Genomic DNA, 22,123 nt, shown 5'->3' on the forward strand with positions numbered 1-22,123 from the left:
CCCAGAATACGTTTATGCCAACAAATACCGTCTCGCGCAAGGTCGCGTGGCTGCGGGTCGTCACGCTTGCCGTTGCCGCGTTTATCTTTAATACCACCGAGTTTGTGCCGGTCGGCCTGCTCTCTGATATTGCCGACAGCTTCGGGATGCAGACCGCGCAGGTGGGCATTATGCTGACCATCTATGCCTGGGTGGTGGCGCTGATGTCGCTGCCGTTTATGCTGCTGACCGGTCGGGTGGAGCGGCGGCGCCTGCTGATCGGCCTGTTCGTGCTGTTTATTGCCAGCCACGTGCTGTCGTTTCTGGCGTGGAACTTCACCGTGCTTATCGTCAGCCGCATCGGCATTGCCTTCGCCCACGCGGTGTTCTGGTCGATCACCGCCTCGCTGGCCATCCGCCTTGCGCCGCCGGGCAAGCGCGCCCAGGCCCTGAGCCTGATTGCCACCGGCACCGCGCTGGCGATGGTGCTCGGCCTGCCGATTGGCCGCATCGTCGGCCAGTACTTCGGCTGGCGTACCACCTTCTTTATTATCGGCGTCGGGGCCTTCGCTACGCTGGTGGCGCTGATCAAGCTGCTGCCTGCGCTTCCGAGCGAACACTCAGGTTCGCTGAAAAGCCTGCCGCTGCTGTTCCGCCGACCGGCGCTGGTCAGCATCTATCTGCTGACGGCGGTGGTGGTCACCGCCCACTACACCGCCTACAGCTATATTGAGCCGTTCGTGATCAACGTCGCCGGCTTTGATGCCGGGTTCGCCACCGTGCTGCTGCTGGTGCTGGGCAGCGCGGGGATTATCGGCTCCGTGGTGTTCGGCAAGCTCGGCAACCGCCACGCCTCGTCGCTGGTCAGCGCCGCCATCGCGCTGCTGACGCTCTGCCTGCTGCTGCTGCTTCCCGCCTCACAGAGCGAGTGGAACCTTGGTCTGCTGAGCGTCGCGTGGGGTATTGCCATTATGACCATCGGCCTCGGGATGCAGGTGAAGGTGCTGGCGCTGGCGCCGGACGCCACGGATGTCGCCATGTCGCTGTTTTCCGGCATTTTCAATATCGGCATCGGCGCCGGCGCGCTGGTGGGAAACCAGGTGAGCCTGCACCTGTCGATGGCGGATATTGGCTATATCGGCGCGGCGCCCGCGCTGGCGGCGCTGATGTGGTCGGTGGTGATTTTCCGCCGCTGGCCGGTGGCGCTTGAGGAACAGCATCAGCATTGAGGGGAAAAAAAAGGTGGCGCAAGCCACCTTTTTTACAAGGCGATCACGGCTGGTAGTTGTGAATAATCTCCAGCACGCCGTTGATAAAGAACTGCACGCCCATGCAGACCAGCAGGAAGCCCATCAGGCGGGAAATCGCTTCGATACCGCCCTTACCCACCAGCCGCATGATGGCCCCGGAACTGCGCAAGCAGGCCCACAGAATAATCCCCACCGCGAGGAACGTCAGCGGCGGCGCCGCCCACAATATCCAGGGTGCAAAATCGACGCCGGATTTCACCGTTGACGCGGAGCTGATGATCATCGCGATGGTCCCCGGACCTGCGGTGCTCGGCATCGCCAGCGGCACAAAGGCGATATTGGCCTCCGGCTCCGTTTTCAACTCTTCGGATTTATGCTTTGCCTCCAGCGAATCCTGCGCCTTGTGCTGGGGGAACAACATGCGAAAACCGATAAAGGCCACAATAAGCCCACCGGCGATACGCAGCCCTGGAATCGAGATACCAAAGGTATTCATCACCACCTGACCGCCGTACCAGGCCACCATCATGATAATGAACACGTACACGGAAGCCATAAAAGACTGACGGTTGCGCTCGGCGCTGCTCATATTGCCGGCCAGTCCGAGAAACAGCGCCACGGTGGTCAGCGGATTGGCCAGCGGCAGGATAACCACCAGCCCAAGTCCAATGGCCTTAAAAAGTTCCAGCATAGGTAAAACTCCAGTGGGTTCGGTATGTTGTTAAAAGTATAAGAGTAGTTAGGGATATTGCGTGGTGGTGGCAAAGTTTAGCGCCTCAACCATAACGCACGTTTATCAATATAATTTTAATGCTGCAAATGTTAGCCAAAAAGAGTGATCGTTATCACTTTAGCAATAAGTGTGATCGGGAAATCCATTCGATTGACTTATGGTTGCCAGGGCAATAATATCGCCTGCAACTAAACTACTTGCCGGGGCAACCATTTTGACAAACACCAGTGACCTGTTTAACGAAGTCATTCCACTCGGGCGTTTGATCTACATGGCCAACCAGAAGAAAGACCGACTGCTCAATGAATATCTGTCGCCGATGGATATCACCGCGTCGCAGTTCAAAACGCTGAGCTCGATTCGCTGCCAGGGTTGCCTGACCCCGGTTGAGCTTAAGAAAGTGCTTTCGGTGGACCTGGGTGCCCTGACGAGAATGCTGGATCGTCTCGCGTGTAAAGGCTGGGTTGAGCGTCTGCCTAACCCGAATGATAAACGCGGCGTGCTGGTGCGATTGACGCCAGAGGGCGCAGCGATCTGCGAAGAGTGTCACCAGTTAGTAGGACAAAGCCTGCATCAGGAACTAACAAAAAACTTAACGACAGAAGAAATTGCCATGCTTGAGCTGCTGCTCAAAAAAGTTCTGCCGTAATCAGAAGGGGAAAGATGATGTCCAGACGTAATAATGACGCCATCACAATTCACAGTATTCTTGAGTGGATCGAAGATAACCTGGAGTCTCCGCTGTCGCTGGAGAAGGTTTCCGAACGCTCGGGTTACTCAAAATGGCACCTGCAGCGGATGTTTAAAAAAGAGACCGGCCACTCGCTGGGCCAGTATATCCGCAGCCGTAAACTGACCGAAATCGCCCAGAAGCTGAAGGCAAGCAACGAGCCGATTCTCTACCTCGCCGAACGCTACGGTTTTGAATCCCAGCAGACCCTGACCCGAACGTTTAAGAACTACTTTGACGTTCCGCCGCACAAGTACCGCATCACCAATATGCCCGGTGAGTCGCGCTACCTGCTGCCGCTCAATCATCAATGCCACCAGTGTCACTGAGGTTGCTATGAAATACATCGCTACTGCCGCCCTCGCCTTAACAGTGCTGGTCTCCGGCCAGAGTTTTGCTGAGCAGACGCGCATTGCGCCGGAAAATAACGCCAGAGGTACGATGGTGATGCCCTCTTCACAGCAGAACTCGCCGTTTGACTTCAACCACCGCGGCGCCGGAAGCGACAAATCCGACGAGCTGGGCGTACCGTACTACAACTGATCGCCCGCTGATTTCCTGACCCCGCGCTTGCGGGGTTTTTTTATTACACTGCAGCGCTTTTCGTTTTGAGCGCTTCCCGTACCCCGCACGTTTTTTATGCGTTTTCTCAGGATCTTCCCTTTCCGCCGTAAGTTCCGCAGATGTATGATGCTCGCTCTGAATTACCCACGGAGCAAGCGGAATGCCAGTAAATAAACGGATAACCCCATCGTCAGGGACACCAATAGCACCTGGAGGGCTTAGGCTTCTAACATTAGGTGAGTTCGCTCTCTGATCGCTAAATACAGAGCAGTTTTACGAGGATTTCCCGGATGAAAAGACTGGTACTGCCATTAGTCTTCCTTCTTACTGGTTGCCCAGGAGGTAATCCCGCACCTCATCCCAGATCTACCTTCATTGATGGAAATAATCTTTGCTTTAGTGTTGATAAAAAAGATGTTCTCAACTATTACACGATTGAATCAAGCAAGGGTAAGGGATACCGAATGATCGCCGCTAAGGAAAGCTTGGCTCGTTCTTATCCGGATTCTTGTATAACCGTAAAGTGGGATTATGGCTACAGTTATGCCATTAACTATGGGTTGAATGGACAAAAATATGTTCATGAATTTTTTATTGATAACAATGGGCAGCTGACCAATTTTTAGTGGGACGTAATGCTTACCCCTGTTGATAGCCATCTGTTTTATATCTAAGCAATTTTTTGTAACCGTCGCCAACCGTAGCGTCTGTGGTTTGCAGGAGAAGGCGTTGCGTGAAGGACTGGCGACCGGTTCACAGCATGCCTTCTGCCCGTCAGCAATGCGTTTGGCTCCGGGCAGAATTTTTCACGTAATGCCCGTAGCAAATCGCTATCCACGCGCCACGCCCGCCCGCCGCAGCCGTAGCCCGAAGACATTGATATAGAGTCCACCCATAATCAGCACCGCGCCAGCCAGTTGCATAAGGCTAAGCCGTTCGCCCAGCAGCAGCGCGGCGCTGGCGATGCCGAACACCGGCACCAGCAGGGAGAGCGGCGCCACCCGCCAGGTTTCATAGCGTCCGAGCAGCGCGCCCCAGATCCCGTAGCCGACGATTGACGCCGCCCAGGCCAGATAGCACAGCGCCAGCACGGTGGTGATATCAATATTGACCAGGCTTGCCAGCATGACTCCCGGGCCGTCGAGCAGGTACGAGGCAAGCATAAACGGCAGTACCGGGATCAGCGCGCTCCACGCCACCAGCGACATCACTCCGGGCCGCTCGGGGAGCTGCATGATTTTTTTATTGAAGATATTGCCGCAGGCCCAGGAGAGCGCCGCCGCCAGGGTCAGCATAAAGCCGAGCAGCGCCACGTGCTCGCCGCTGAAGCTGGCCTCGATAAGCACCAGTACGCCGATGGCCGCCAGGGCGATGCCCGCCATCTGCTTACTCTGCAGGCGCTCGCCAAAGGCGATGGCGCCGAGAATAATCGTGAAAAAGGCCTGCGCCTGCAGCACCAGGGAGGCAAGCCCGGCGGGCATACCGACGCTGATGGCGGAAAACAGAAAGGCGAACTGGCCGAAGCTGATGGTCAGACCGTAGCCCAGCAGCAGCGAAAGCGGCACCTTCGGGCGAGGAATAAAGAAGATGGCCGGAAAGGCCACCAGCAAAAAGCGCAGGCCGGCCAGCAGCAGCGGCGGCATATTGTGCAGCCCCAGCTTGATAACCACGAAGTTAAGCCCCCAGACAACCACCACCAACAGCGCCAACAGACCATCTTTACGCGACATGCCCCGCCCCTGAAACATTAAATTTTTGTAAACGATTTTTAAAATAGCGAAAAAAAGACGGCACGAACAGTCATTATTTCTGGCAGGCGCCGCGGGGCAAATCCGCGTCTGTACAAGGCGGTTTACTCGTGATATTTCTGAAAAGACACAATAAAAACAAACTTTTCGGGCAGGGACATGAACCCATCACTCAGGCGGCCGACCGCGGCGCTGCTGGCCTCTTCGCTATTGTTAACCGTTGGACGCGGCGCCACGCTGCCGTTTATGACCATCTACCTTACCCGCCGCTTCGGCATGGACGTAGAAAGCATCGGCTATGCCCTCACCCTGGCGCTGACCGTGGGGATTGTATTCAGCCTCGGCTTCGGCATTTTCGCCGACAAGTTCGATAAAAAGCGCTATATGCTGGCGGCGGTGGCCGCCTTTATCGGCGGCTTTGTCGCCATTCCGCTTGTCGACAGCGTCGCGCTGGTGGTGTTTTTCTTTTCGCTGATCAACTGCGCCTACTCGGTGTTTTCCACCGTGCTGAAGGCGTGGTTTTCCGACAGCCTTGCCGGCGGCGAAAAGGCGCGCATCTTCTCGCTCAACTACAGCGTGGTGAATATCGGCTGGACCGTAGGCCCGCCCATCGGCACCTGGCTTGTAATGTACGGCCTGCAGCTGCCCTTCTGGCTGGCCGCCGTCTGCGCGGCGTTTCCGCTGGTGTTTATTCAGCTGTACGTCCGGCGCAGCGTCGCTGCCGAAACTGAAAAAAATGCCGCCGCCTGGCAGCCGTCGGTGCTGCTGAAGGACCGGGCGCTGCTGTGGTACACCCTTTCCGGCGTGCTGGCCTCCTACGTCGGCGGCTCGTTTGCCACCTGTATCTCCCAGTACGTGCTGGTCGAATTGAGCAACCCGGAGTTTGCCCAGAAAGTGGTTTCCGTCGTGCTGCCGGTCAACGCGGTGATGGTGGTCTCCCTGCAGTACTTTATCGGTCGCGCCATTACGCCCGCCAATATTGGCCGCCTGATGACCATCGGCATGGTGTTCTTTATTATTGGCCTGGTGGGCTTTATCGGCGCCCACCAGAACCTGTGGCTGTGGGGCGCGGCGGCGGCGCTGTTTACCGTCGGCGAGATTATTTACGCCCCCGGCGAATATATGCTGATCGACAGCATTGCCCCGCCGGGGATGAAGGCGAGCTACTTCTCGGCGCAGATGCTGGGCTGGCTGGGGGCCGCCGCCAATCCGATGATCACCGGCATGATCCTTTCCAGCCTGCCCGCGTGGACGGTGTTCGCCTTTATGATTGCCGCCATTGTCGTCGCCTGGCTGATGATCCTGCGTGGGATGCGCATCGCCAGCCTGCAAACGGCGGCCTGACGGCTAGTGGTGGAGCATCTCCTCCACCACCTGGCGAGTGTAGAGCTGCTCCGGGTAGTAGGTCGGCCAGTTATCCATCTCCTTGAGCAGCGCCGTCTGCGAGGTGTTGCCGGCAAAGATGTGGAAGTGCATTGACTGGCGGGGGCCTATCAGGTGGTCGCTGAACTGCACGAAGCGCGGGGCCTTGCTCTCCAGATCCTGACAGGTAAACAGGTAGCGCACGCCCTTCTTGCCCGACGCGTAGGTGAGAATTTTAAACCCTTCATAGCGGTACTCGCAGGAGACCGCCTCCCGGCCGCTGTCGAACTCGATAACGTTATTTTCAATATTGATTTTATCGACGTCGGTTTTATAGCCGGTCGTATAGTAGGCCTTCACCTGGTCGAAGGTTTTGCTCTTATCCTTTTCCGCCTTCTGGCGGAACACCGGGTCGAGATCGCCGTGCTGCAGCAGCGGATAAACCGACTGCCAGATGCCGTCCCAGTCGGAGAGCTTACGATCGCGCACGTCGCCGTCGGCGAAAACGCCGTCGGCGGCCTTCTGCTCGGCTGCGGTGAAGGCGTGCCCGTGCGAGTGGGCAAAAGCGCCGGCTGCAGGCAGCGCGGCGATAATAGAGATGGTTAAAAACAGAGGTTTAGCGGCCACGGAGAGTCCCTTTGGTATCAGAAAAAAGTGATGCTATATTATAACAACACCTTTCTCAAGGGCTGCGCTCGCTATATTGTCACCATACCGCGCACGCCGTGGGCCTCCATCTCGGCGCCGCGCCCCTGCTGGATAATAGCGCCCCGGGACATCACCAGATACTGGTCGGCAAGTTCGGCGGCAAAGTCGTAGAACTGCTCCACCAGCAGGATCGCCATATCGCCGCGCTGGGCCAGAGTGCGGATCACCTGGCCAATCTCCTTGATCACCGAAGGCTGGATGCCCTCGGTCGGCTCATCGAGAATAAGCAGCTGCGGGCGGCTGGCCAGCGCCCGGCCTATCGCCAGCTGCTGCTGCTGCCCGCCCGATAAGTCGCCGCCGCGGCGCTGCTTCATTTCGCGCAGCACCGGAAACAGCCGGTAAATTTCCTCCGGCACCTGGCGGGCTTCCCGCGCCGGAAAGCGCGACATGCCCAGCAGCAGGTTCTCCTCAACGGTGAGGCGGGGAAAAATCTCCCGGCCCTGCGGCACGTAGGCAATCCCCGCCTGCACCCGCTGATGTGGCCTGCGCTGAGTGATGGCCTTATCCTGCCAGCTGACGCTGCCGCTGCGGGCCGGGATCAGCCCCATCAGGCATTTCAGCAGTGTGGTTTTACCCACGCCGTTGCGCCCCAGCAGGCAGGTGATCTCCCCGACCCGCACCTCAAAGCTTACGCCGCGCAGAATGTGGCTGCCGCCGTAATACTGGTGCAGCTCCTGAACCTGTAACATGATTGCTCCTTAGCGCCCGAGATAGACGTCGATAACCTGCTCATTGGCCTGCACTTCCCGCAGGGAGCCCTCCGCCAGCACCTGGCCCTGGTGCAGCACCGTCACCTTATCAGCAATCGTCTCCACAAAGCCCATATCGTGCTCCACCACCATCAGGGAGTGCTTGCCGGAAAGCGCGCGAAACAGCTCGGCGGTATACTCCGTTTCGGCGTCGGTCATCCCGGCGGCGGGCTCATCGAGCAGCAGCAGGTGCGGCTCCTGCACCAGCAGCATGCCGATCTCCAGGAACTGCTTCTGACCGTGGGAGAGCAGCCCGGCGCGCCGGCGGCGTTCGCCCTCGAGGCGCAGCAGCTGCAGCACCTCGTCGAGGCGGTCCCGCTGCTCGCCGCTGAGCGCCGCCCGCAGGCTGGCCCACACCGACTTTTCGCCCTTCATGGCGATTTCGAGGTTCTCCTCAACGCTGAGCGCCTCAAACACCGTCGGCTTCTGGAACTTGCGGCCAATGCCCCGGCGGGCGATAGCGATAGGATCGAGGGTCATCAGATCCACCGACTGATCGTACAGAGCGCGCCCGCTCTGGGGCCGCGTCTTGCCGGTGATCACGTCCATCAGCGTGGTTTTACCCGCGCCGTTGGGGCCGATAATGCAGCGCAGCTCGCCGACGCCTATCTGCAAAGAGAGATCGGTCAGCGCCTGAAAACCGTCGAAGTTGACGTTGATGTTCTCCAGCTGCAGCACCGGGTCGGTCTGCTCGCGGAAGCGGTCCGTCGGCTGCTGGCGGGTAAAGAGCCCTTCTTGCTGATGCATTACTTCTCTCCTCTGCGCAGCAGTCCGATGACGCCGCGCGGCAGAAACAGCGTGACGACGATAAAAATCAGTCCGAGGAACAGCTGCCAGTACTCCGGCATGGCGACGGTGAACAGACTTTTGGCGCCGTTGACCAGTCCGGCGCCGAGCACCGGCCCGATCAGCGTGCCGCGCCCGCCGAGGGCTACCCAGATCGCCGCCTCAATCGAGTTGGTGGGCGACATTTCGCCGGGGTTGATAATCCCCACCTGCGGGACGTACAGCGCCCCCGCCAGTCCGCACAGCACCGCCGACAGCGTCCACACCAGCAGCTTAAAGCCGCGCGGATCGTAGCCGCAGAACATCAGCCGGTTTTCGGCGTCGCGCACCGCCGTCAGGATGCGGCCAAACTTGCTGCGCGCCAGCGCGAAGCCGATAGCCAGCGTCGCCAGCAGCAGCAGCACCGTCGCCACGAACAGCCCGATGCGGGTGCCGGTGGCGGTGACCGGAAAGCCGAGGATGGTGGTAAAGCCGGTGAAGCCGTTGTTGCCGCCAAAGCCGGTCTCGTTGCGAAAGAACAGCAGCATCCCGGCGTAGGTCAGCGCCTGGGTCATTATCGAGAAGTAGACGCCTTTGATCTTCGAGCGGAAGGCGAACCAGCCGAAGACCAGCGCCAGCAGGCCCGGCACCAGCATCACCAGCAGCAGCGCCCAGGCAAAGTGCTGGGTGCCCCACCAGAACCACGGCAGCTCGCTCCACGACAGAAACGACATAAACGCCGGCAGCCCGTCGCCGGCGGCCTGGCGCATCAGGTACATGCCCATCGCGTAGCCGCCGAGGGCGAAGAACAGACCGTGTCCCAGCGACAGCAGCCCGGCGTAGCCCCACACCAGATCGAGCGCTACCGCCACAATGGCGTAGCAGAGAATTTTCCCCACCAGGGTCAGCATCCAGGTGGAGATATACAGCGGGCTGCTGGCGGGCAGCAGCGCCAGAAACGGCATCACCAGCAGCGCGGCGGCCAGCAGGCCGCCGAGCCAGCGCAGCGGGCGCGGGGCCCGCCGGGCGAGCGTCAGAGTCAGTGGCTGGCTCATCAGTCGATAACCCTCCCTTTCAGCGCAAACAGTCCCTGAGGCCGCTTCTGGATAAACAGAATGATCAGCACCAGAATAAGGATTTTCCCGAGGACCGCGCCCATCTGCGGCTCAAGGATCTTATTGAAGAAGCCCAGCCCGAACGCGGCGGCAACGCTGCCCGCCAGCTGGCCGACGCCGCCCAGCACCACCACCAGGAAGGAGTCGATGATGTATCCCTGACCCAGCTCCGGGCCGACGTTGCCGAGCTGCGACAGCGCCACGCCGCCCAGCCCGGCGATGCCGGACCCGAGGCCGAAGGCCATCATATCGATGCGCCCGGTCGGTACGCCGCAGCAGGCGGCCATCGCCCGGTTCTGGGTCACCGCCCGTACATTGAGGCCGAGGCGGGTCTTGTTGAGGATGAGCCAGGTGAAGAACAGCACCAGCAGCGCAAAGCCGATGGTCACGATGCGGTTCCACGGCAGGATCAGGTTAGGCAGCGCCTGAATACCGCCGGAGAGCCAGGCCGGGTTCGCCACTTCGACGTTCTGGGCGCCGAACAGCATGCGCACGATCTGGATAAGCATCAGGCTGATGCCCCAGGTCGCCAGCAGGGTTTCCAGCGGGCGGCCGTAGAGGTGGCGGATCACCGTGCGCTCCAGCAGCATACCGATGCCGCCGGTAACCGCGAAGGCCACCGGCAGGGCCAGCAGCGGATAGAAGCTCAGCCACTGGGGCGCGAACTGGGCCAGCGCCTGCTGCACCAGCCAGGTACTGTAGGCGCCGAGCATCAGCATTTCACCGTGGGCCATGTTAATCACGCCGAGCAGGCCGTAGGTGATCGCCAGCCCCAGCGCCGCCAGCAGCAGCACCGAGCCGAGTGACAGGCCCATAAAGGCCTGGCCGAGCCAGTCGCCCCACTTCAGCCGCGACTGAATGTGGCTGAGGCTGTCCGCCGCCGCCGCGCGCACCGCGGCATCGGGCTCCAGCTTCGGGTCGGTAAACGGCGTCAGGCGCGCCTGCAGCTCCGGGTCGGTGCCCTGGCCCAGCGCCTCTACCGCCCGCAGCCGCACGGCGGCGTCGGGGCTGGCCAGATCGAGATTGGCCAGCGCCAGCGCCAGCTGCGCCTTCACGCCCTCATCGCTTTCGACCTGCAGACGCTTCGCCAGCAGCGGCCGCAGATCGGCGGCCCCGTCGCGCTGCAGGGTTCTGGCCGCCGCCAGCCTGTCAGTGACACTGTCACTCACCAGCTGATGGGTGGCCAGCGCCCCCGCCACCAGGTTGCGCAGGCGGTTGGTAAGCCGCACCGGACGCAGATCGCCGGCGGGCGCGGCAGCGTCCCCGAGCGCGGTGGTGTTGCCATTCACCACGCTGAAGGCGTGGTGCCCGTCGTCGGCGCGCAGGCTCTCCGCCGACAGCGCCCGCAGCAGCGGCAGGCGCTGCGGCTGCGGATCCGCCGCCCACTTGCCGAGCAGTTCGGCCTGCGCCGGCCGGCTGGCCGCCACAAAGTCATCGGCATCGTTCGCCTGCGCAGCCCACGGCAGGACCAGCGCCAGCAGTATCAGGAGATATTTCATCCAGGTTTCCTTGCCAGTTACTGAGCGGAGGCTTTCACCGGGCTGTCGGACTTCTTGTCGTTGCCGGGAATGTACGGACTCCACGGCTGGGCGCGCACCGTTTTATCGGTCTGCCAGACGACGTTAAACTGGCCGTTGCTCTCGATTTCGCCGATCATCACCGGCTTGTGCAGATGGTGGTTGGTGGCGTCCATCGTCAGGGTGTAGCCCGACGGCGCCTTGAAGGACTGATCGGCCATCGCCGCGCGCACTTTATCGACATCGGTGGTGCCCGCCTTCTCGACCGCCTGGGCCCACATGTGGATGCCGACATAGGTGGCCTCCATCGGATCGTTGGTCACCACGGTGTCGGCATTCGGCAGCTTGTGGGCCTTCGCGTAGGCGCGGTAGTCGGCGACAAAGGCTTTATTCACCGGGTTATCCAGCGACTCGAAGTAGTTCCACGCCGCGAGGTTGCCCACCAGCGGTTTGGTGTCGATGCCGCGCAGCTCCTCTTCGCCCACCGAGAAGGCGACTACAGGCACGTCGGTGGCCTTCACGCCCTGGTTGGCCAGCTCTTTATAGAACGGCACGTTGGAGTCGCCGTTAATGGTCGAGACCACCGCCGTTTTGCCGCCGGCGGCGAACTTCTTAATGTTGGCGACGATGGTCTGGTAATCGCTGTAGCCAAACGGCGTGTAGACCTCTTCAATATCCTTATCCTGCACGCCCTTCGAGTGCAGGAAGGCGCGCAGGATCTTGTTAGTGGTGCGCGGATAGACGTAATCGGTGCCGAGCAGGAAGAAGCGCTTCGCGCCGCCGCCGTCCTCGCTCATCAGATACTGTACCGCCGGGATCGCCTGCTGGTTCGGCGCCGCCCCGGTATAGAAGACGTTCGGCGACATCTCTTCCCCTTCATACTGCACCGGATAGAACAGCAGGCCGTTCAGTTCCTCGAATACCGGCAGCACCGATTTGCGCGACACTGAGGTCCAGCAGCCGAACACCACCGCCACCTTGTCCTGGGTCAGCAGCTGGCGCGCCTTCTCGGCGAACAGGGGCCAGTTGGAGGCCGGATCCACCACCACCGGTTCGAGCTTTTTGCCCAGCACCCCGCCCTTGGCGTTGATTTCATCAATGGTCATCAGCGCCACGTCCTTAAGCGGCGTTTCGGAAATCGCCATTGTCCCGGAGAGCGAATGCATGATCCCGACTTTAATGGTGTCGGCGGCATAGACGCTGGCGCTGAATCCTATGGCGGCAGCAGCGGCAGTTAAGGCAAAGGCATTGAGGAAAGTACGACGGCGCATAGATGACTCCTGAGTAAAAACGAAAAGGACGATCCCGAATAATCTCGTCAGGAGTCAGGCAAAAAGAGTGCCAGTTCTGATCTGCACGCGCATTATCAGCGGACCGCCGACGCGAAGCCCTTATTGCACCGGCCCTGGCGCGCCGCGCCGGGAAAAAATGCATTACAACAGTGCAGCCATCGGGCGTTGCACCAAAAGCACTCCCCGCCGCGGAACGGGTAAATATAAAATTCCGGCGCCATCACAATTTTATTACGCCCCTTTACAGGGCTTTCTTCACCGTCGTCGATAAAACCATAAATATCAATAATATATATAAAACAAGGTTAACATCCCGTTCGCACGCCTCACAGATTAAGTTTTTCTTAATTCAGGTTATTCCCGATGCCGTTGTGAGGTTATCGCCGCTGATGAATAGTGTGAAAACCACAAACCAGTCAGGTGAAAAAATGAATATTGATGAACTTATTGCGGCGGCAAAAACATTATCCACCCCAGAACTTTCGGATGCGCTGGACTATTTTTCGCTACCCGGCGTGGTGTACGGAATTAAACCCGTCACCGTCGACAGAGCATTTGTCGGTACGGCGTGGACCGTGCGCTATATTCCGGTCGATAACCATAATCCAGGCTCCGTCGGGGATTTTATCGACCAGGTCACGCCCCGCGATGCCGTCGTCATTGATAACGCCGGGCGGACCGACTGCACGGTCTGGGGCGGTATTTTAAGCCAGCTTGCGGCCCACCGGGGTATTGCCGGAACCGTCATTCACGGCGTGTGCAGGGATACCGCCGAGGCCCGGGATGCAAATTATCCGGTCTACGCCCTCGGCAATTTTATGCGCACCGGGAAAGATCGCGTGCAGGTCGCAGAAACCGCCGGCGTGATTAATCTCGGCGGCACCCGGGTGTGCCACGGCGATATTATCGCCGCCGACAGCGACGGCGTTGTGGTGCTGGATATCCGGAACGCAGAAAAAGTTATTCTGCGGGCAATGGAAACCAGTCGTCTGGAAAATCTTATTACTGATGACGTACTCGCCGGCATGTCGATTAAAGAAGCGCGTCAAAAACATCACTACCACACTCTGCAAAGAAACCCGCTCATCGAGGAAAAATAATGACCACTCAACCTTTAAATGATATTACCGCCAGCGCGCTGATTAAATTAGGTGCCGCAACCTTATATGAAGCCCAGGGCGCGACCGGGGCCGTTGACTGCGCGATTAAACCGCTTTCGCCGACGATGAAAATGGCCGGCCGGGCCTTCACCCTGCACCTGCGCCCGGGCGATAACCTGATGATTCACTATGCGCTGCTCCACGTCAGCCCCGGCGATGTGCTGATTATCAACTGCGACGGGTTTACCGAAGCGGGCATCTGGGGCGATGTCTTAACGACCCAGGCCCAGTACGCGGGCCTGGCCGGTCTTATCGTCAACGGCGCCGTTCGCGACAGCGAGGCCATTATTCAGGCCGATTTTCCGGTCTTTGCGCGCGCGATTTCTATTCGCGGTACGGAGAAGAAACAGCCCGGCGTAATGAATCAGCCGGTTAATATTGGTGATTGTACAATTTATCCCGGAGATATTATCGTCGGCGATCGCGATGGTATTGTCGTTATTCCCGCCCGACGCCTTGAAGAGGTCATGGAACTGGCATGTGCCAGAGAAGAAAAAGAGGCCAACTATAAAAATAAGATCGCCAAAGGGGCAACCACTGCGGAACTGATGAATCTCCACGCGGTGTTTGATGCTTTAAACCTTAAATAGGTTATTATTATGAGCCTGAATATAGAACATGCCACCCTACTGAATAAAAAACCCACCCACTACCGCTGGTGGGTGGCCGGCCTCTTCTTTTTAATTTATACCATCGCCGCCGCCGACCGGGCGAATCTCGGCGTCGCGCTGCCGTTTATTCGCCAGCAATATCATATGACCAATGCCGAGGCCGGGGCGCTGGTCAGTCTGTTCCTGATTGCTTACGCCCTGATCCAGATCCCCTCGGCGTGGTTAATTACCCGCTACGGCGTGAGAAAGGTATTTACCACCTCGATGGTTTTTACCTCCATCGCCACGGCATTAACCGGTTTTTCCGGCTCCGTGCTGCAATTAAAACTCTGCCGGGTATTATTGGGCATTGCCGAAGGGCCGCTGCCTATTGGCGTCTCGACCACAATTAACAACTGGTTCCCGTCGAAAGAAAAAGGCACTGCGTCGGGAATATTTTTATCCTCAATTAAGCTCGGACCGGTCCTGACGCCGATTATTGGCGCGGCAATTATTCTGCACTGGGGATGGCAGGAGGTCTTTATTTTCTTCGCCCTGCCGGGACTGATTCTGCCTATTATCTGGTATCTGTTTGTTGCCGATAAGCCCGCCGCCTCGCGCTTTGTGAACCGCCGGGAGCTGGACGTTATCAATGAAGCCGCCGCAACAGCCGCCGCCAGCGGCGGCCAGGCGCGCTACGTAAAAATCCCCTGGCTGGACGCCCTGATCCGGCTCAAACCGGTGAAGACCCTGACCACGACCGGCGAGGTGGTGAGATCGTGGAACCTGCTGGGCTGCGGCCTGGGCTACTGCTGCCAGCTCGGCATCTCCAGCCTGCTGCTGGCGTGGATCCCGACCTATCTGCTGGCCGAAAAGCATCTGTCGATTGTCGGCATGGGCTTTGTCGCCGCCGCGCCCTGGGTCGGCGCCGTGCTGGGGAATCTGCTCGGCGGCCTGCTGTCTGACAAGGTGCTGAGCAAGCGCCGCAAGCCGGGTATGCTGATCTCGGCGGTGTCGACCTCGGTGATGATGCTGCTGCTGATCTATGTCCCGGTAACGCCGCTCACCTGCGCGCTGCTGCTGTTTATGACCGGCCTGCTGCTGAGCATCGGCTTCTCCGCCTATATGGTCTATCCGATGTCGTTTATCGCCAAAGAGAAATTTCCGGTCGCCAATGCCATCGTCAATATGTTCGGCCAACTCGGCGGCGCCGCGACGCCGTTTATTGCCGGGATGATCCTCGATAGCTATGGCTGGAATACGGTTTTCCTGTTTATGTCCGCGATTTCGCTTATCACCTTCGTTGTGATCCTGACCATTGACGAGCCCTACGGCCAGGCCTGAGTCTTCCGATGCGGGACCCGGTTCCCGCATCGCTCGTCTTTCAGCCCGCTCTCTGCTTCATCTCATCAATAAAGGCGCGAATGTTGGGGTTTGTATTGCGCGGATTATAGAGCGCGTAGATATAGCTCAGGCATTTGAAATCCTCGATCGGCAAGAAGACCACGTCCTGGCGATTATTCTCGACGGTCGACGCCCCGACCAGCGTGACGCCAAGCCCGGCGCCAACCAGCGCCAGCGCGGTGTGGATTTCAACGACGCGGTGAGAAATCGCCGGATGGATCCCGAGCTCATCAAACTTGCCAAAGATACAGCTGGCGTAGTCGCTCTTCGGATCGCAGGGATAGATGATAAAGGGCGAACTGCAGAAGTCGCGCAGCGTAATAAAGCGCTTGCGGGTCAGATAGTGATTGCGCGGGACGGCGGCAATCAGCGGGTCAACCAGAATAAGCTCTTTGCACAGCTCCGGCGTCGGATGCTCATCGCTGTACATCAGCCGCGAAAAGCCGATATCAAAGCTCTGGTCCTGCAAATAGGGCACCTGATATTCCGACAGCACCTCTTTCAGGGTGAACTGCATATGGCTGTTCATCTCAAGATGGCGCTTGATGGTTTCCGGAATAAGATTGAACATCAGCGAGCGGACAAAGCAGATGCTGAGCGAGGCGCTTCTCGCGTTAACATAATTGAGCGCATCGTGCTCAAGTTTCTCAATATCGAAAATGATCTCCGGCGCCCGCTGATAGATAAATTCGCCGAGCTTGGTGAGCTTCAGCGGCCGCGAACTGCGGTCAAACAGCGTGCCATTAAGTTCCTTTTCAAAGGCGGCGATCAGCATACTTACCGCCGGCGGCGCAAGGGCCAGATCGTTTGCCGCCGCGCTGATGCTCCCGCACTGGACAACCTTACAAAAATATTTCAGCTGTTTTATATTCACGCGTTTTTCGCCAACCGATCGCTTAGCCGCCTGTTTTACGGAAAGCCATAATATCGCGGGCGGTAAAGATGTCGATCTCTTTACCGCCCGGCGCGGCTACCAGACCTCTGCCGCAATCCCGGTCACCAGCTTCACTTTCTGCCACTGCTGGGCGTCGGTCAGGCTGTTGCCCTCTTCTGTGGAGGCAAAGCCGCACTGCGGGCTGAGGCAGATCTGCTCCAGCGCCACGTACTGCGCCGCCTCTTTAAGGCGAGCCTTCACCGCCTCGGGATTTTCCAGCTCGCCGTTTTTGGTGGTAATCAGGCCCAGCACCACCTTCTGATGGCCGGGGCGCACAAAGCGCAGGGGCGCGAAGTCGCCGGAGCGGTCGTTGTCGTACTCAAGGAAAAAGGCGTCGACCTTGACGGTGCCGAACAGCACCTCGGCCACCGGCCCGTAGCCGCCGGAGGAGATCCAGGTCGAGCGGAAGTTGCCCCGGCAGACGTGCAGGCCGATGGTCAGATCCGCCGGTTTACCCTCCAGCGCCTTATTCAGCACCCGGGCGTAGATTTTTGCCAGTTCGTCGGGATCGTCGCCGCGCTCGCGCACCTGCTGACGCTGTTCGTCGGAGCAGAGGTAGGCCCAGACGGTATCATCCAGCTGCAGATAGCGGCAGCCCGCGTCGTAGAACGCACGGATGGCATCGCGCCAGGTGGTGGCCAGGTCGTCGAAATAGTCGGCGAGATCCGGATAGACCGCTGCGTCAATGTCTTTGCGCCCGCCGCGGAAGTGCAGCACGCTGGGGCTCGGGATGGTCATCTTCGGCTCGGCGCCGCCGCTGATGCTCTTCAGGTAGCGGAAATCCTCCAGCATCGGATGATCGCCGAAGCCCAGCTTGCCGGTAACCCGCACGCCGTGGGCCCGGGTCTGCACGCCGTTAAACTGAATGCCCTTATCGGAATCGTAGCGCTCAACGCCCTGCAGGCCGTCGAAAAAGTCGAAGTGCCACCAGGCGCGGCGAAATTCGCCGTCGGTGACCACCTTCAGGCCGCAGTCGCACTGGTGGGCGACGACATCGCGGATCGCCGCGTCTTCAACGCTGCGCAGCTGGCGGGCGTCAATTTTACCGGCGGCAAACTGTTCGCGGGCCCGCTTGATGCTGTCGGGACGTAAAAAACTGCCGACGATATCGGCGCGGTAGGGGGCGGCTGGCTGCGGCATACTCTCTCCTGTCTTGCCGGGCAACTGCTTACCCGGCGTTATCATTAGCAAAAACAACTTTCAGACTTCTGGATGGCTACATGTCCAGATACTGGCACGCCGCGCCGCCGGCGGCAAATGAGATTACCTCATGTGAGTTGAACGTTATTCATGTTGGGCAAAAGTAAACCCCTCATCCTGCCAGCCGGTCATGCCGCCGATCATGATTTTCACCGGCCGCCCGAGCAGGGCCAGCTTCAGCGCCGCGACATCGGCGCCGTTGCAGTGCGGCCCGGCGCAGTAGGTGACAAACAGGGTGTTGGCGGGCCAGCGGGCGAGGCTGTCGGCGGTGATCTCGCGGTGCGGCAGGTGAACGGCGCCGGGAAGATGCCGCCGGGCGAAACCCTGCGGGCTGCCGACGACGTGCAGCAGCACGAAGTCCGGCGCGCCGCCGGCAAGCGCGGCGTGGACGTCGGCGCAGTCGGTCTCAACGCTCAGGCGCAGCTGAAAGTGGCGAACGGCGTCTGGAGAGGACGCGGCGGGAACGGCGGTGACGAGGCTCATAGTTACTCCTTGCTGGACGACGGGCTGTCGTGGTAACTGTTATCACACCAAACATGGCCCCGCGTAACCGCCCCATATGATGACAGAAAGCGCCGCAATCCTGACAAATGCGCCCCGCCCGCTGGTGGTCGCCCTCGCCTATGACGGCCTGTGTACCTTTGAATTCGGCATGGCGGTAGAGGTCTTCGGCCTGCCGCGCCCGGAGCTGGGCGAGAACTGGTACCGCTTTGCGGTGGCCGCCGTCGATGAAGGCGAACTGCGGGCCACCGGCGGCGTGCGGGTGATGGCCGACGGCGGCGGCGAGCTGCTGGCGCAGGCCGATACCCTTATCGTGCCCGGCTGGCGCGGGGCCGATTCAGCGGTGCCGGCGGCGCTGTGCGCGGCCCTGCGGCAGGCCCATCTTCGCGGCTGTCGGATTATCGCTATCTGCTCGGGGGCGTTTGTGCTGGCGGCGGCCGGGCTGCTCGACGGCCGCCGGGCCACCACCCACTGGCGCTACGTCGATGCGCTGCGGTGCCGCTTTCCGGCGATTGAGGTGGTGGACGATGCGCTGTACGTGGGCGATGAGCAGGTGATGACCTCGGCGGGCAGCGCGGCGGGGCTCGATCTCTGCCTGCACGTGGTGCGCAGCGACTACGGGCTGGAGGTGGCCAACTGCGTGGCGCGCAGGCTGGTTATCCAGCCCCACCGTGACGGCGGGCAGTCGCAGCAGATCGCCCGTCCGGTGGCCCGCAGCCGCGAGAGCCAGTGCATGGGCCAGCTGTTCGACTGGCTGCACCTTCACCTCGCCGAACCGCACACGCTGGCGACGCTCGCCGCCAGAGCGGGCATGAGCCCGCGCACGCTGCTGCGGCGCTTTGCGGAGTCCACCGGCACCACGCCCGCCCGCTGGCTGCTGGAGACGCGCCTGCGCCGGGCGGCCGACGCGCTCACCGGAGGCACTCTCAGCGTTGAGCAGATTGCCGCCGACTGCGGCTTCGCCACCGGCGGCGCCCTGCGGCAGCATTTTCGCCAGCGCTACGGCGTCAGTCCGCGCCAGTACCGGAACGCGGGGCAAAAAAAACCGCCAGCTAAGTGGCGGTAAATGCTTGCATGGATTGATTTTTCTTTTGGGTAGCAAACCGAACCTTGTTGGCAAGGCCCAGCCTGCAATTACGTTCCCAGCCTAACGGACAGACGTTAAACGAAAGCTAAACAGCCTCATCCAGGCCGCGATTTTTCAGCATCGCCTGCGGGTGCGGATCGCGCCCGCGCCAGTCGCGGTACAGCGCCTCGAGATCGCTGCTGTTGCCGCGCGACAGCACCGCCTCGCGAAAGCGCTGGCCGTTCTCGCGGGTCAGGCCGCCCTGCTCTTCAAACCACCGGTAGCCGTCGTCCGCCAGCATCTGGGTCCAGATATAGGCATAGTAGCCCGCCGCGTAGCCGCCGCCGAAAATGTGGGCGAAGTAGCTGCTGCGGTAGCGCGGCGGCACCGCCGCCAGATCCAGCCCCTCCTCGCGCAGCACCCGCGCGTCAAAAGCGTCGACGTCATCGGCCAGCGCGCCGGCGGCCTGAGTGTGCCAGCGCATATCCAGCAGCGCCGAGCTCAGCAGCTCGCTCATGTCGTAGCCCTTGTTAAAGGTGAGCGATCCCAGCAGCCGCTCGCGCAGGGCGTCGGGCATCGGCTCGCCGCTGCGGCAGTGGCGGGCGTAGCGGGCGAACACCTGCGGGTGGCTGGCCCAGTGCTCGTTGATCTGCGACGGAAACTCGACGAAGTCGCGCGGCGTGCGGGTGCCGGAGAGCGTCGGATAGCGCTGGCTGGCGAACAGGCCGTGCAGGGTGTGGCCGAACTCGTGGAACAGGGTCACCACGTCGTCCCAGCTCAGCAGCGCCGGGCTGCCTTCGGCAGGTTTCACGTAATTGCAGACGTTGTAGATAACCGGCCGGGCGCCGAGCAGCGTCGACTGCTGGACGAAGTTGTCCATCCACGCCCCGCCGCTCTTGCTGTCGCGGGCGAAGAAGTCGCCGTAGAACAGGGCCATGCCTTCGCCGTCGGCGTCGAAGATCTCCCATACCCGCACGTCGGGATGGTAAACGGGAATATCAAAGCGCTCGACGAAGCGGATGCCGAACAGCTGCGAGGCGGCCCAGAAGACGCCGTCGGTCAATACCCGGTTCAGCTCAAGGTAGGGCTTAATCTGCGCGTCGTCGAGGTCGTGGCGCGCCAGCCGCACCTGTTCGGCGTAGTACCCCCAGTCCCAGGCCTCGGCGCGAAAGCCGCCCTGCTGCTGGTCAATCAGCCGCTGAATGTCGGCCAGTTCGCGCTCCGCGCGGGCGCGGGCCGCCGGGGCGATGTTGCGCATAAACTCGAGCGCCGCCTGCGGGGTTTTCGCCATCTGGTCGGCCATGCTCCAGCTGGCGTAGTCGGCAAAGCCGAGCAGCTGCGCCCGCCTGGCGCGCAGGGATACCAGCCGCAGAATGAGCGCCCGGGTGTCGTTATCATCGCCTTTTTCATTGCGCTGCCAGCCGGCGTTAAACAGCCGCTCGCGCACCTGCCGGTCGCGCAGGCGGGCCAGCGCTGGCTGCTGGGTAAAGTTGAGCAGCGGGATCAGCCAGCGGCCCTCAAGTCCCTTTTCGCGCGCGGCATCGGCGGCGGCGGCGATCTCGTCGTCGCTGAAGCCGTCGAGCTGTTCCCGGGCCTCCAGTACCAGACCGCCGCCCTTCGCAGCCGCCAGCAGGCGGTGATTAAACTGCGTAGCCAGCGCCGCCGCTTCGGTGTTCAACCCGCGCAGGATCTGCTTATCGCTATCGCTGAGATTGGCACCCGCCAGCACGAAGCGCTGGTAAATCACCTCCACCAGCCGCCGGGACTCGTCGTTCGGGGCATCGTTTTGCGCCCGCACCTGTTCGACGCGGGCAAACAGCGCCGGGTTGAGGTAGATATCATTGTCCAGCGCCGCCAGCCCGGCGGCGAAGGTCTCCTCAAGCTGCTGAATCGCGTCGCTGGTATGGGCCGCAGCCATGGCAAAAAATACGGCGGTCACGCGGTCGAGCAGCTCGCCGCTGCGCTCCAGCGCCACCAGCGTGTTCTCGAAAGTGGCCGCCGCCGGATTGTCGGCGATGGCCGCCACTTCCATCCGCTTGCGCTTAAGCCCCTCTTCAAACGCGGGCTGATAGTGCGCCTCAGTAATCAGATCGAAGCGCGGCGCCTGGTACGGCAGCAGGCTGGCGGAGAGGAACGGATTCTGGCTGGACATGCGGGACTCCTGTGGGTTGATGGGCCCGGGCATCAGGCGCAGCGGGCATTGACGGATAGTAGGGTATATGGCTGGCGGGGTTCAAGGCTTAGGAAACTCACCAGTCTAAGATCCGATTTCGGAATTGTTCATAATTTGACAGTCTGTTTAAATACGCCAACCACAAACGGAATTGAGGTAACAATGCACTGCTGGAAATGGCATGATTTCGAGGATGAAACTGAAGTTAGCGAACAGGACGAGTTTGAACGTTATAATATTGACTCTTTAAACACGTCACAGGAACATGTAGCCAGACAATTCTGGGCAGGCAGCATCGCATCAGGTCGCCTTTATACCGTGAGTTTTATAAAAGTATCCGCACAATCAGTCCTCATTGCGCTTTTAGCGAAAAACGCCGTAAACCCTCGCCCGATGCGGGCGGGGATATAAGGCGAAAAACCCGCAGGGCTTTAAAGATCAATCCGGCGTTGACTGACTCTGAACGTAGGCTCTGAGCGTTTCAATCGTTGCCCCTCCGGTGCTGCATACAAAGTACGATCTCGACCACAAAAGCCCCGTTTTACTCTGCATACGTAAATGCGCGTTCTGCTGGCGTAGCAAA

At 60.3% G+C, this 22,123-nt stretch carries 24 protein-coding genes; 11 read left to right on the top strand and 13 right to left on the bottom strand.

All coding sequences use genetic code 11. From position 1 onward, the window contains the following. The first annotated feature begins 14 nt into the window (after positions 1-14). Positions 15-1,208 carry a sugar transporter gene (locus tag ENGE1_RS05605; protein ID WP_048252724.1) on the top strand — a complete coding sequence of 398 codons (1,194 nt, stop codon included), beginning with the start codon at positions 15-17 and terminating at the stop codon, positions 1,206-1,208. A 43-nt stretch (positions 1,209-1,251) separates the two neighbouring features. Here the strand turns inward: ENGE1_RS05605 and ENGE1_RS05610 are convergent, their stop codons facing one another. After that, the gene (locus ENGE1_RS05610) at positions 1,252-1,920 is read right to left on the bottom strand and encodes a MarC family NAAT transporter (RefSeq protein WP_045290998.1); all 669 of its coding nucleotides are present in this window, start codon (positions 1,918-1,920) and stop codon (positions 1,252-1,254) included. A gap of 256 nt (positions 1,921-2,176) precedes the next feature. Here ENGE1_RS05610 and marR point away from each other — a divergent pair, with 256 nt between their 5' ends. The 4 genes from marR (at position 2,177) to ENGE1_RS26775 (ending at position 3,882) form a co-directional block, all read left to right on the top strand. Beyond that, positions 2,177-2,611: a multiple antibiotic resistance transcriptional regulator MarR gene (marR, locus tag ENGE1_RS05615; RefSeq protein WP_048252768.1), complete on the top strand. Its 435-nt coding sequence runs from the start codon at positions 2,177-2,179 to the stop codon at positions 2,609-2,611. 17 nt (positions 2,612-2,628) lie between these two features. Continuing rightward, a complete protein-coding gene (marA, locus tag ENGE1_RS05620; RefSeq protein WP_043083946.1) occupies positions 2,629-3,021 on the top strand; it encodes an MDR efflux pump AcrAB transcriptional activator MarA in 393 nt (130 codons plus the stop codon). Between the two features lie 7 nt (positions 3,022-3,028). Beyond that, positions 3,029-3,235 carry a multiple antibiotic resistance protein MarB gene (gene marB / locus ENGE1_RS05625; RefSeq protein WP_043083945.1) on the top strand — a complete coding sequence of 69 codons (207 nt, stop codon included), beginning with the start codon at positions 3,029-3,031 and terminating at the stop codon, positions 3,233-3,235. A 311-nt stretch (positions 3,236-3,546) separates the two neighbouring features. Beyond that, on the top strand, positions 3,547-3,882 hold the full coding sequence (locus ENGE1_RS26775; RefSeq protein ID WP_072065259.1) for a putative T6SS immunity periplasmic lipoprotein: 336 nt from the start codon (positions 3,547-3,549) through the stop codon (positions 3,880-3,882). A 204-nt stretch (positions 3,883-4,086) separates the two neighbouring features. Here the strand turns inward: ENGE1_RS26775 and eamA are convergent, their stop codons facing one another. Next, positions 4,087-4,986: an O-acetylserine/cysteine exporter gene (gene eamA / locus ENGE1_RS05630; protein ID WP_043083944.1), complete on the bottom strand. Its 900-nt coding sequence runs from the start codon at positions 4,984-4,986 to the stop codon at positions 4,087-4,089. A gap of 177 nt (positions 4,987-5,163) precedes the next feature. Here eamA and ydeE point away from each other — a divergent pair, with 177 nt between their 5' ends. Continuing rightward, positions 5,164-6,348 (top strand): efflux MFS transporter YdeE, encoded by a 1,185-nt coding sequence (gene ydeE, locus ENGE1_RS05635; protein ID WP_048273193.1) that lies wholly within the window; start codon positions 5,164-5,166, stop codon positions 6,346-6,348. A gap of 3 nt (positions 6,349-6,351) precedes the next feature. Here ydeE and zinT read toward each other — a convergent pair whose 3' ends face one another. The 6 genes from zinT to urtA all read right to left on the bottom strand — a co-directional run bounded on the left by zinT (position 6,352) and on the right by urtA (position 12,491). Next, positions 6,352-6,978, bottom strand: coding sequence for a metal-binding protein ZinT (gene zinT, locus ENGE1_RS05640; RefSeq protein ID WP_225823567.1), 627 nt, complete (start codon positions 6,976-6,978; stop codon positions 6,352-6,354). An 86-nt stretch (positions 6,979-7,064) separates the two neighbouring features. Then, positions 7,065-7,763, bottom strand: a complete 699-nt coding sequence (gene urtE / locus ENGE1_RS05645; protein ID WP_048252727.1) for an urea ABC transporter ATP-binding subunit UrtE — start codon at positions 7,761-7,763, stop codon at positions 7,065-7,067. A 9-nt stretch (positions 7,764-7,772) separates the two neighbouring features. Next, complete coding sequence (gene urtD, locus ENGE1_RS05650; RefSeq protein ID WP_043083939.1) at positions 7,773-8,570, bottom strand: urea ABC transporter ATP-binding protein UrtD; 798 nt, start codon at positions 8,568-8,570, stop codon at positions 7,773-7,775. After that, positions 8,570-9,643, bottom strand: a complete 1,074-nt coding sequence (gene urtC / locus ENGE1_RS05655; RefSeq protein WP_043083938.1) for an urea ABC transporter permease subunit UrtC — start codon at positions 9,641-9,643, stop codon at positions 8,570-8,572. The genes urtD and urtC overlap by 1 nt, the downstream gene beginning before the upstream one ends. Further along, entirely contained in the window at positions 9,643-11,202 is a 1,560-nt protein-coding gene (gene urtB / locus ENGE1_RS05660) for an urea ABC transporter permease subunit UrtB (protein WP_048252728.1), read from the bottom strand. The genes urtC and urtB overlap by 1 nt, the downstream gene beginning before the upstream one ends. A 17-nt stretch (positions 11,203-11,219) precedes the next feature. Beyond that, a complete protein-coding gene (urtA, locus tag ENGE1_RS05665) occupies positions 11,220-12,491 on the bottom strand; it encodes an urea ABC transporter substrate-binding protein (protein WP_048252729.1) in 1,272 nt (423 codons plus the stop codon). A gap of 170 nt (positions 12,492-12,661) precedes the next feature. Here urtA and ENGE1_RS05670 point away from each other — a divergent pair, with 170 nt between their 5' ends. From ENGE1_RS05670 to ENGE1_RS05680, 3 genes are read left to right on the top strand one after another with little or no spacing between them, the layout of a single operon-like run. Continuing rightward, positions 12,662-13,612 carry an RraA family protein gene (locus ENGE1_RS05670; protein ID WP_197737240.1) on the top strand — a complete coding sequence of 317 codons (951 nt, stop codon included), beginning with the start codon at positions 12,662-12,664 and terminating at the stop codon, positions 13,610-13,612. Continuing rightward, a complete protein-coding gene (locus ENGE1_RS05675; RefSeq protein ID WP_043083934.1) occupies positions 13,612-14,262 on the top strand; it encodes an RraA family protein in 651 nt (216 codons plus the stop codon). The genes ENGE1_RS05670 and ENGE1_RS05675 overlap by 1 nt, the downstream gene beginning before the upstream one ends. A 9-nt stretch (positions 14,263-14,271) precedes the next feature. After that, positions 14,272-15,606 carry an MFS transporter gene (locus tag ENGE1_RS05680; protein WP_048252731.1) on the top strand — a complete coding sequence of 445 codons (1,335 nt, stop codon included), beginning with the start codon at positions 14,272-14,274 and terminating at the stop codon, positions 15,604-15,606. 40 nt (positions 15,607-15,646) lie between these two features. Here ENGE1_RS05680 and ENGE1_RS05685 read toward each other — a convergent pair whose 3' ends face one another. The 3 genes from ENGE1_RS05685 to ENGE1_RS05695 form a co-directional block, all read right to left on the bottom strand. Next, entirely contained in the window at positions 15,647-16,540 is an 894-nt protein-coding gene (locus ENGE1_RS05685; protein ID WP_043083932.1) for a LysR family transcriptional regulator, read from the bottom strand. A 96-nt stretch (positions 16,541-16,636) separates the two neighbouring features. Beyond that, positions 16,637-17,740, bottom strand: a complete 1,104-nt coding sequence (locus ENGE1_RS05690; protein ID WP_048252732.1) for a cobalamin-independent methionine synthase II family protein — start codon at positions 17,738-17,740, stop codon at positions 16,637-16,639. A 144-nt stretch (positions 17,741-17,884) separates the two neighbouring features. Continuing rightward, positions 17,885-18,283 (bottom strand): rhodanese-like domain-containing protein, encoded by a 399-nt coding sequence (locus tag ENGE1_RS05695; RefSeq protein WP_048252733.1) that lies wholly within the window; start codon positions 18,281-18,283, stop codon positions 17,885-17,887. A 79-nt stretch (positions 18,284-18,362) separates the two neighbouring features. Between ENGE1_RS05695 and ftrA the strand changes: the two genes are divergently transcribed. Continuing rightward, the gene (ftrA, locus tag ENGE1_RS05700) at positions 18,363-19,367 is read left to right on the top strand and encodes a transcriptional regulator FtrA (RefSeq protein ID WP_064360563.1); all 1,005 of its coding nucleotides are present in this window, start codon (positions 18,363-18,365) and stop codon (positions 19,365-19,367) included. A 106-nt stretch (positions 19,368-19,473) separates the two neighbouring features. On the opposite strand, the gene dcp is transcribed toward ftrA, so the two are convergent. Further along, positions 19,474-21,519 carry a peptidyl-dipeptidase Dcp gene (gene dcp, locus ENGE1_RS05705; RefSeq protein WP_048273194.1) on the bottom strand — a complete coding sequence of 682 codons (2,046 nt, stop codon included), beginning with the start codon at positions 21,517-21,519 and terminating at the stop codon, positions 19,474-19,476. 183 nt (positions 21,520-21,702) lie between these two features. Here dcp and ENGE1_RS28355 point away from each other — a divergent pair, with 183 nt between their 5' ends. Further along, on the top strand, positions 21,703-21,951 hold the full coding sequence (locus ENGE1_RS28355; protein ID WP_151206543.1) for a hypothetical protein: 249 nt from the start codon (positions 21,703-21,705) through the stop codon (positions 21,949-21,951). A 27-nt stretch (positions 21,952-21,978) separates the two neighbouring features. On the opposite strand, the gene ENGE1_RS26785 is transcribed toward ENGE1_RS28355, so the two are convergent. Continuing rightward, the coding region (locus ENGE1_RS26785; RefSeq protein WP_073971306.1) for a transposase at positions 21,979-22,123 on the bottom strand (145 nt) is incomplete at its 5' end.

It is taken from the genome of Pluralibacter gergoviae ATCC 33028 = NBRC 105706, from assembly GCF_001598855.1.
Classification (GTDB): Bacteria; Pseudomonadota; Gammaproteobacteria; order Enterobacterales; family Enterobacteriaceae; genus Pluralibacter; species Pluralibacter gergoviae.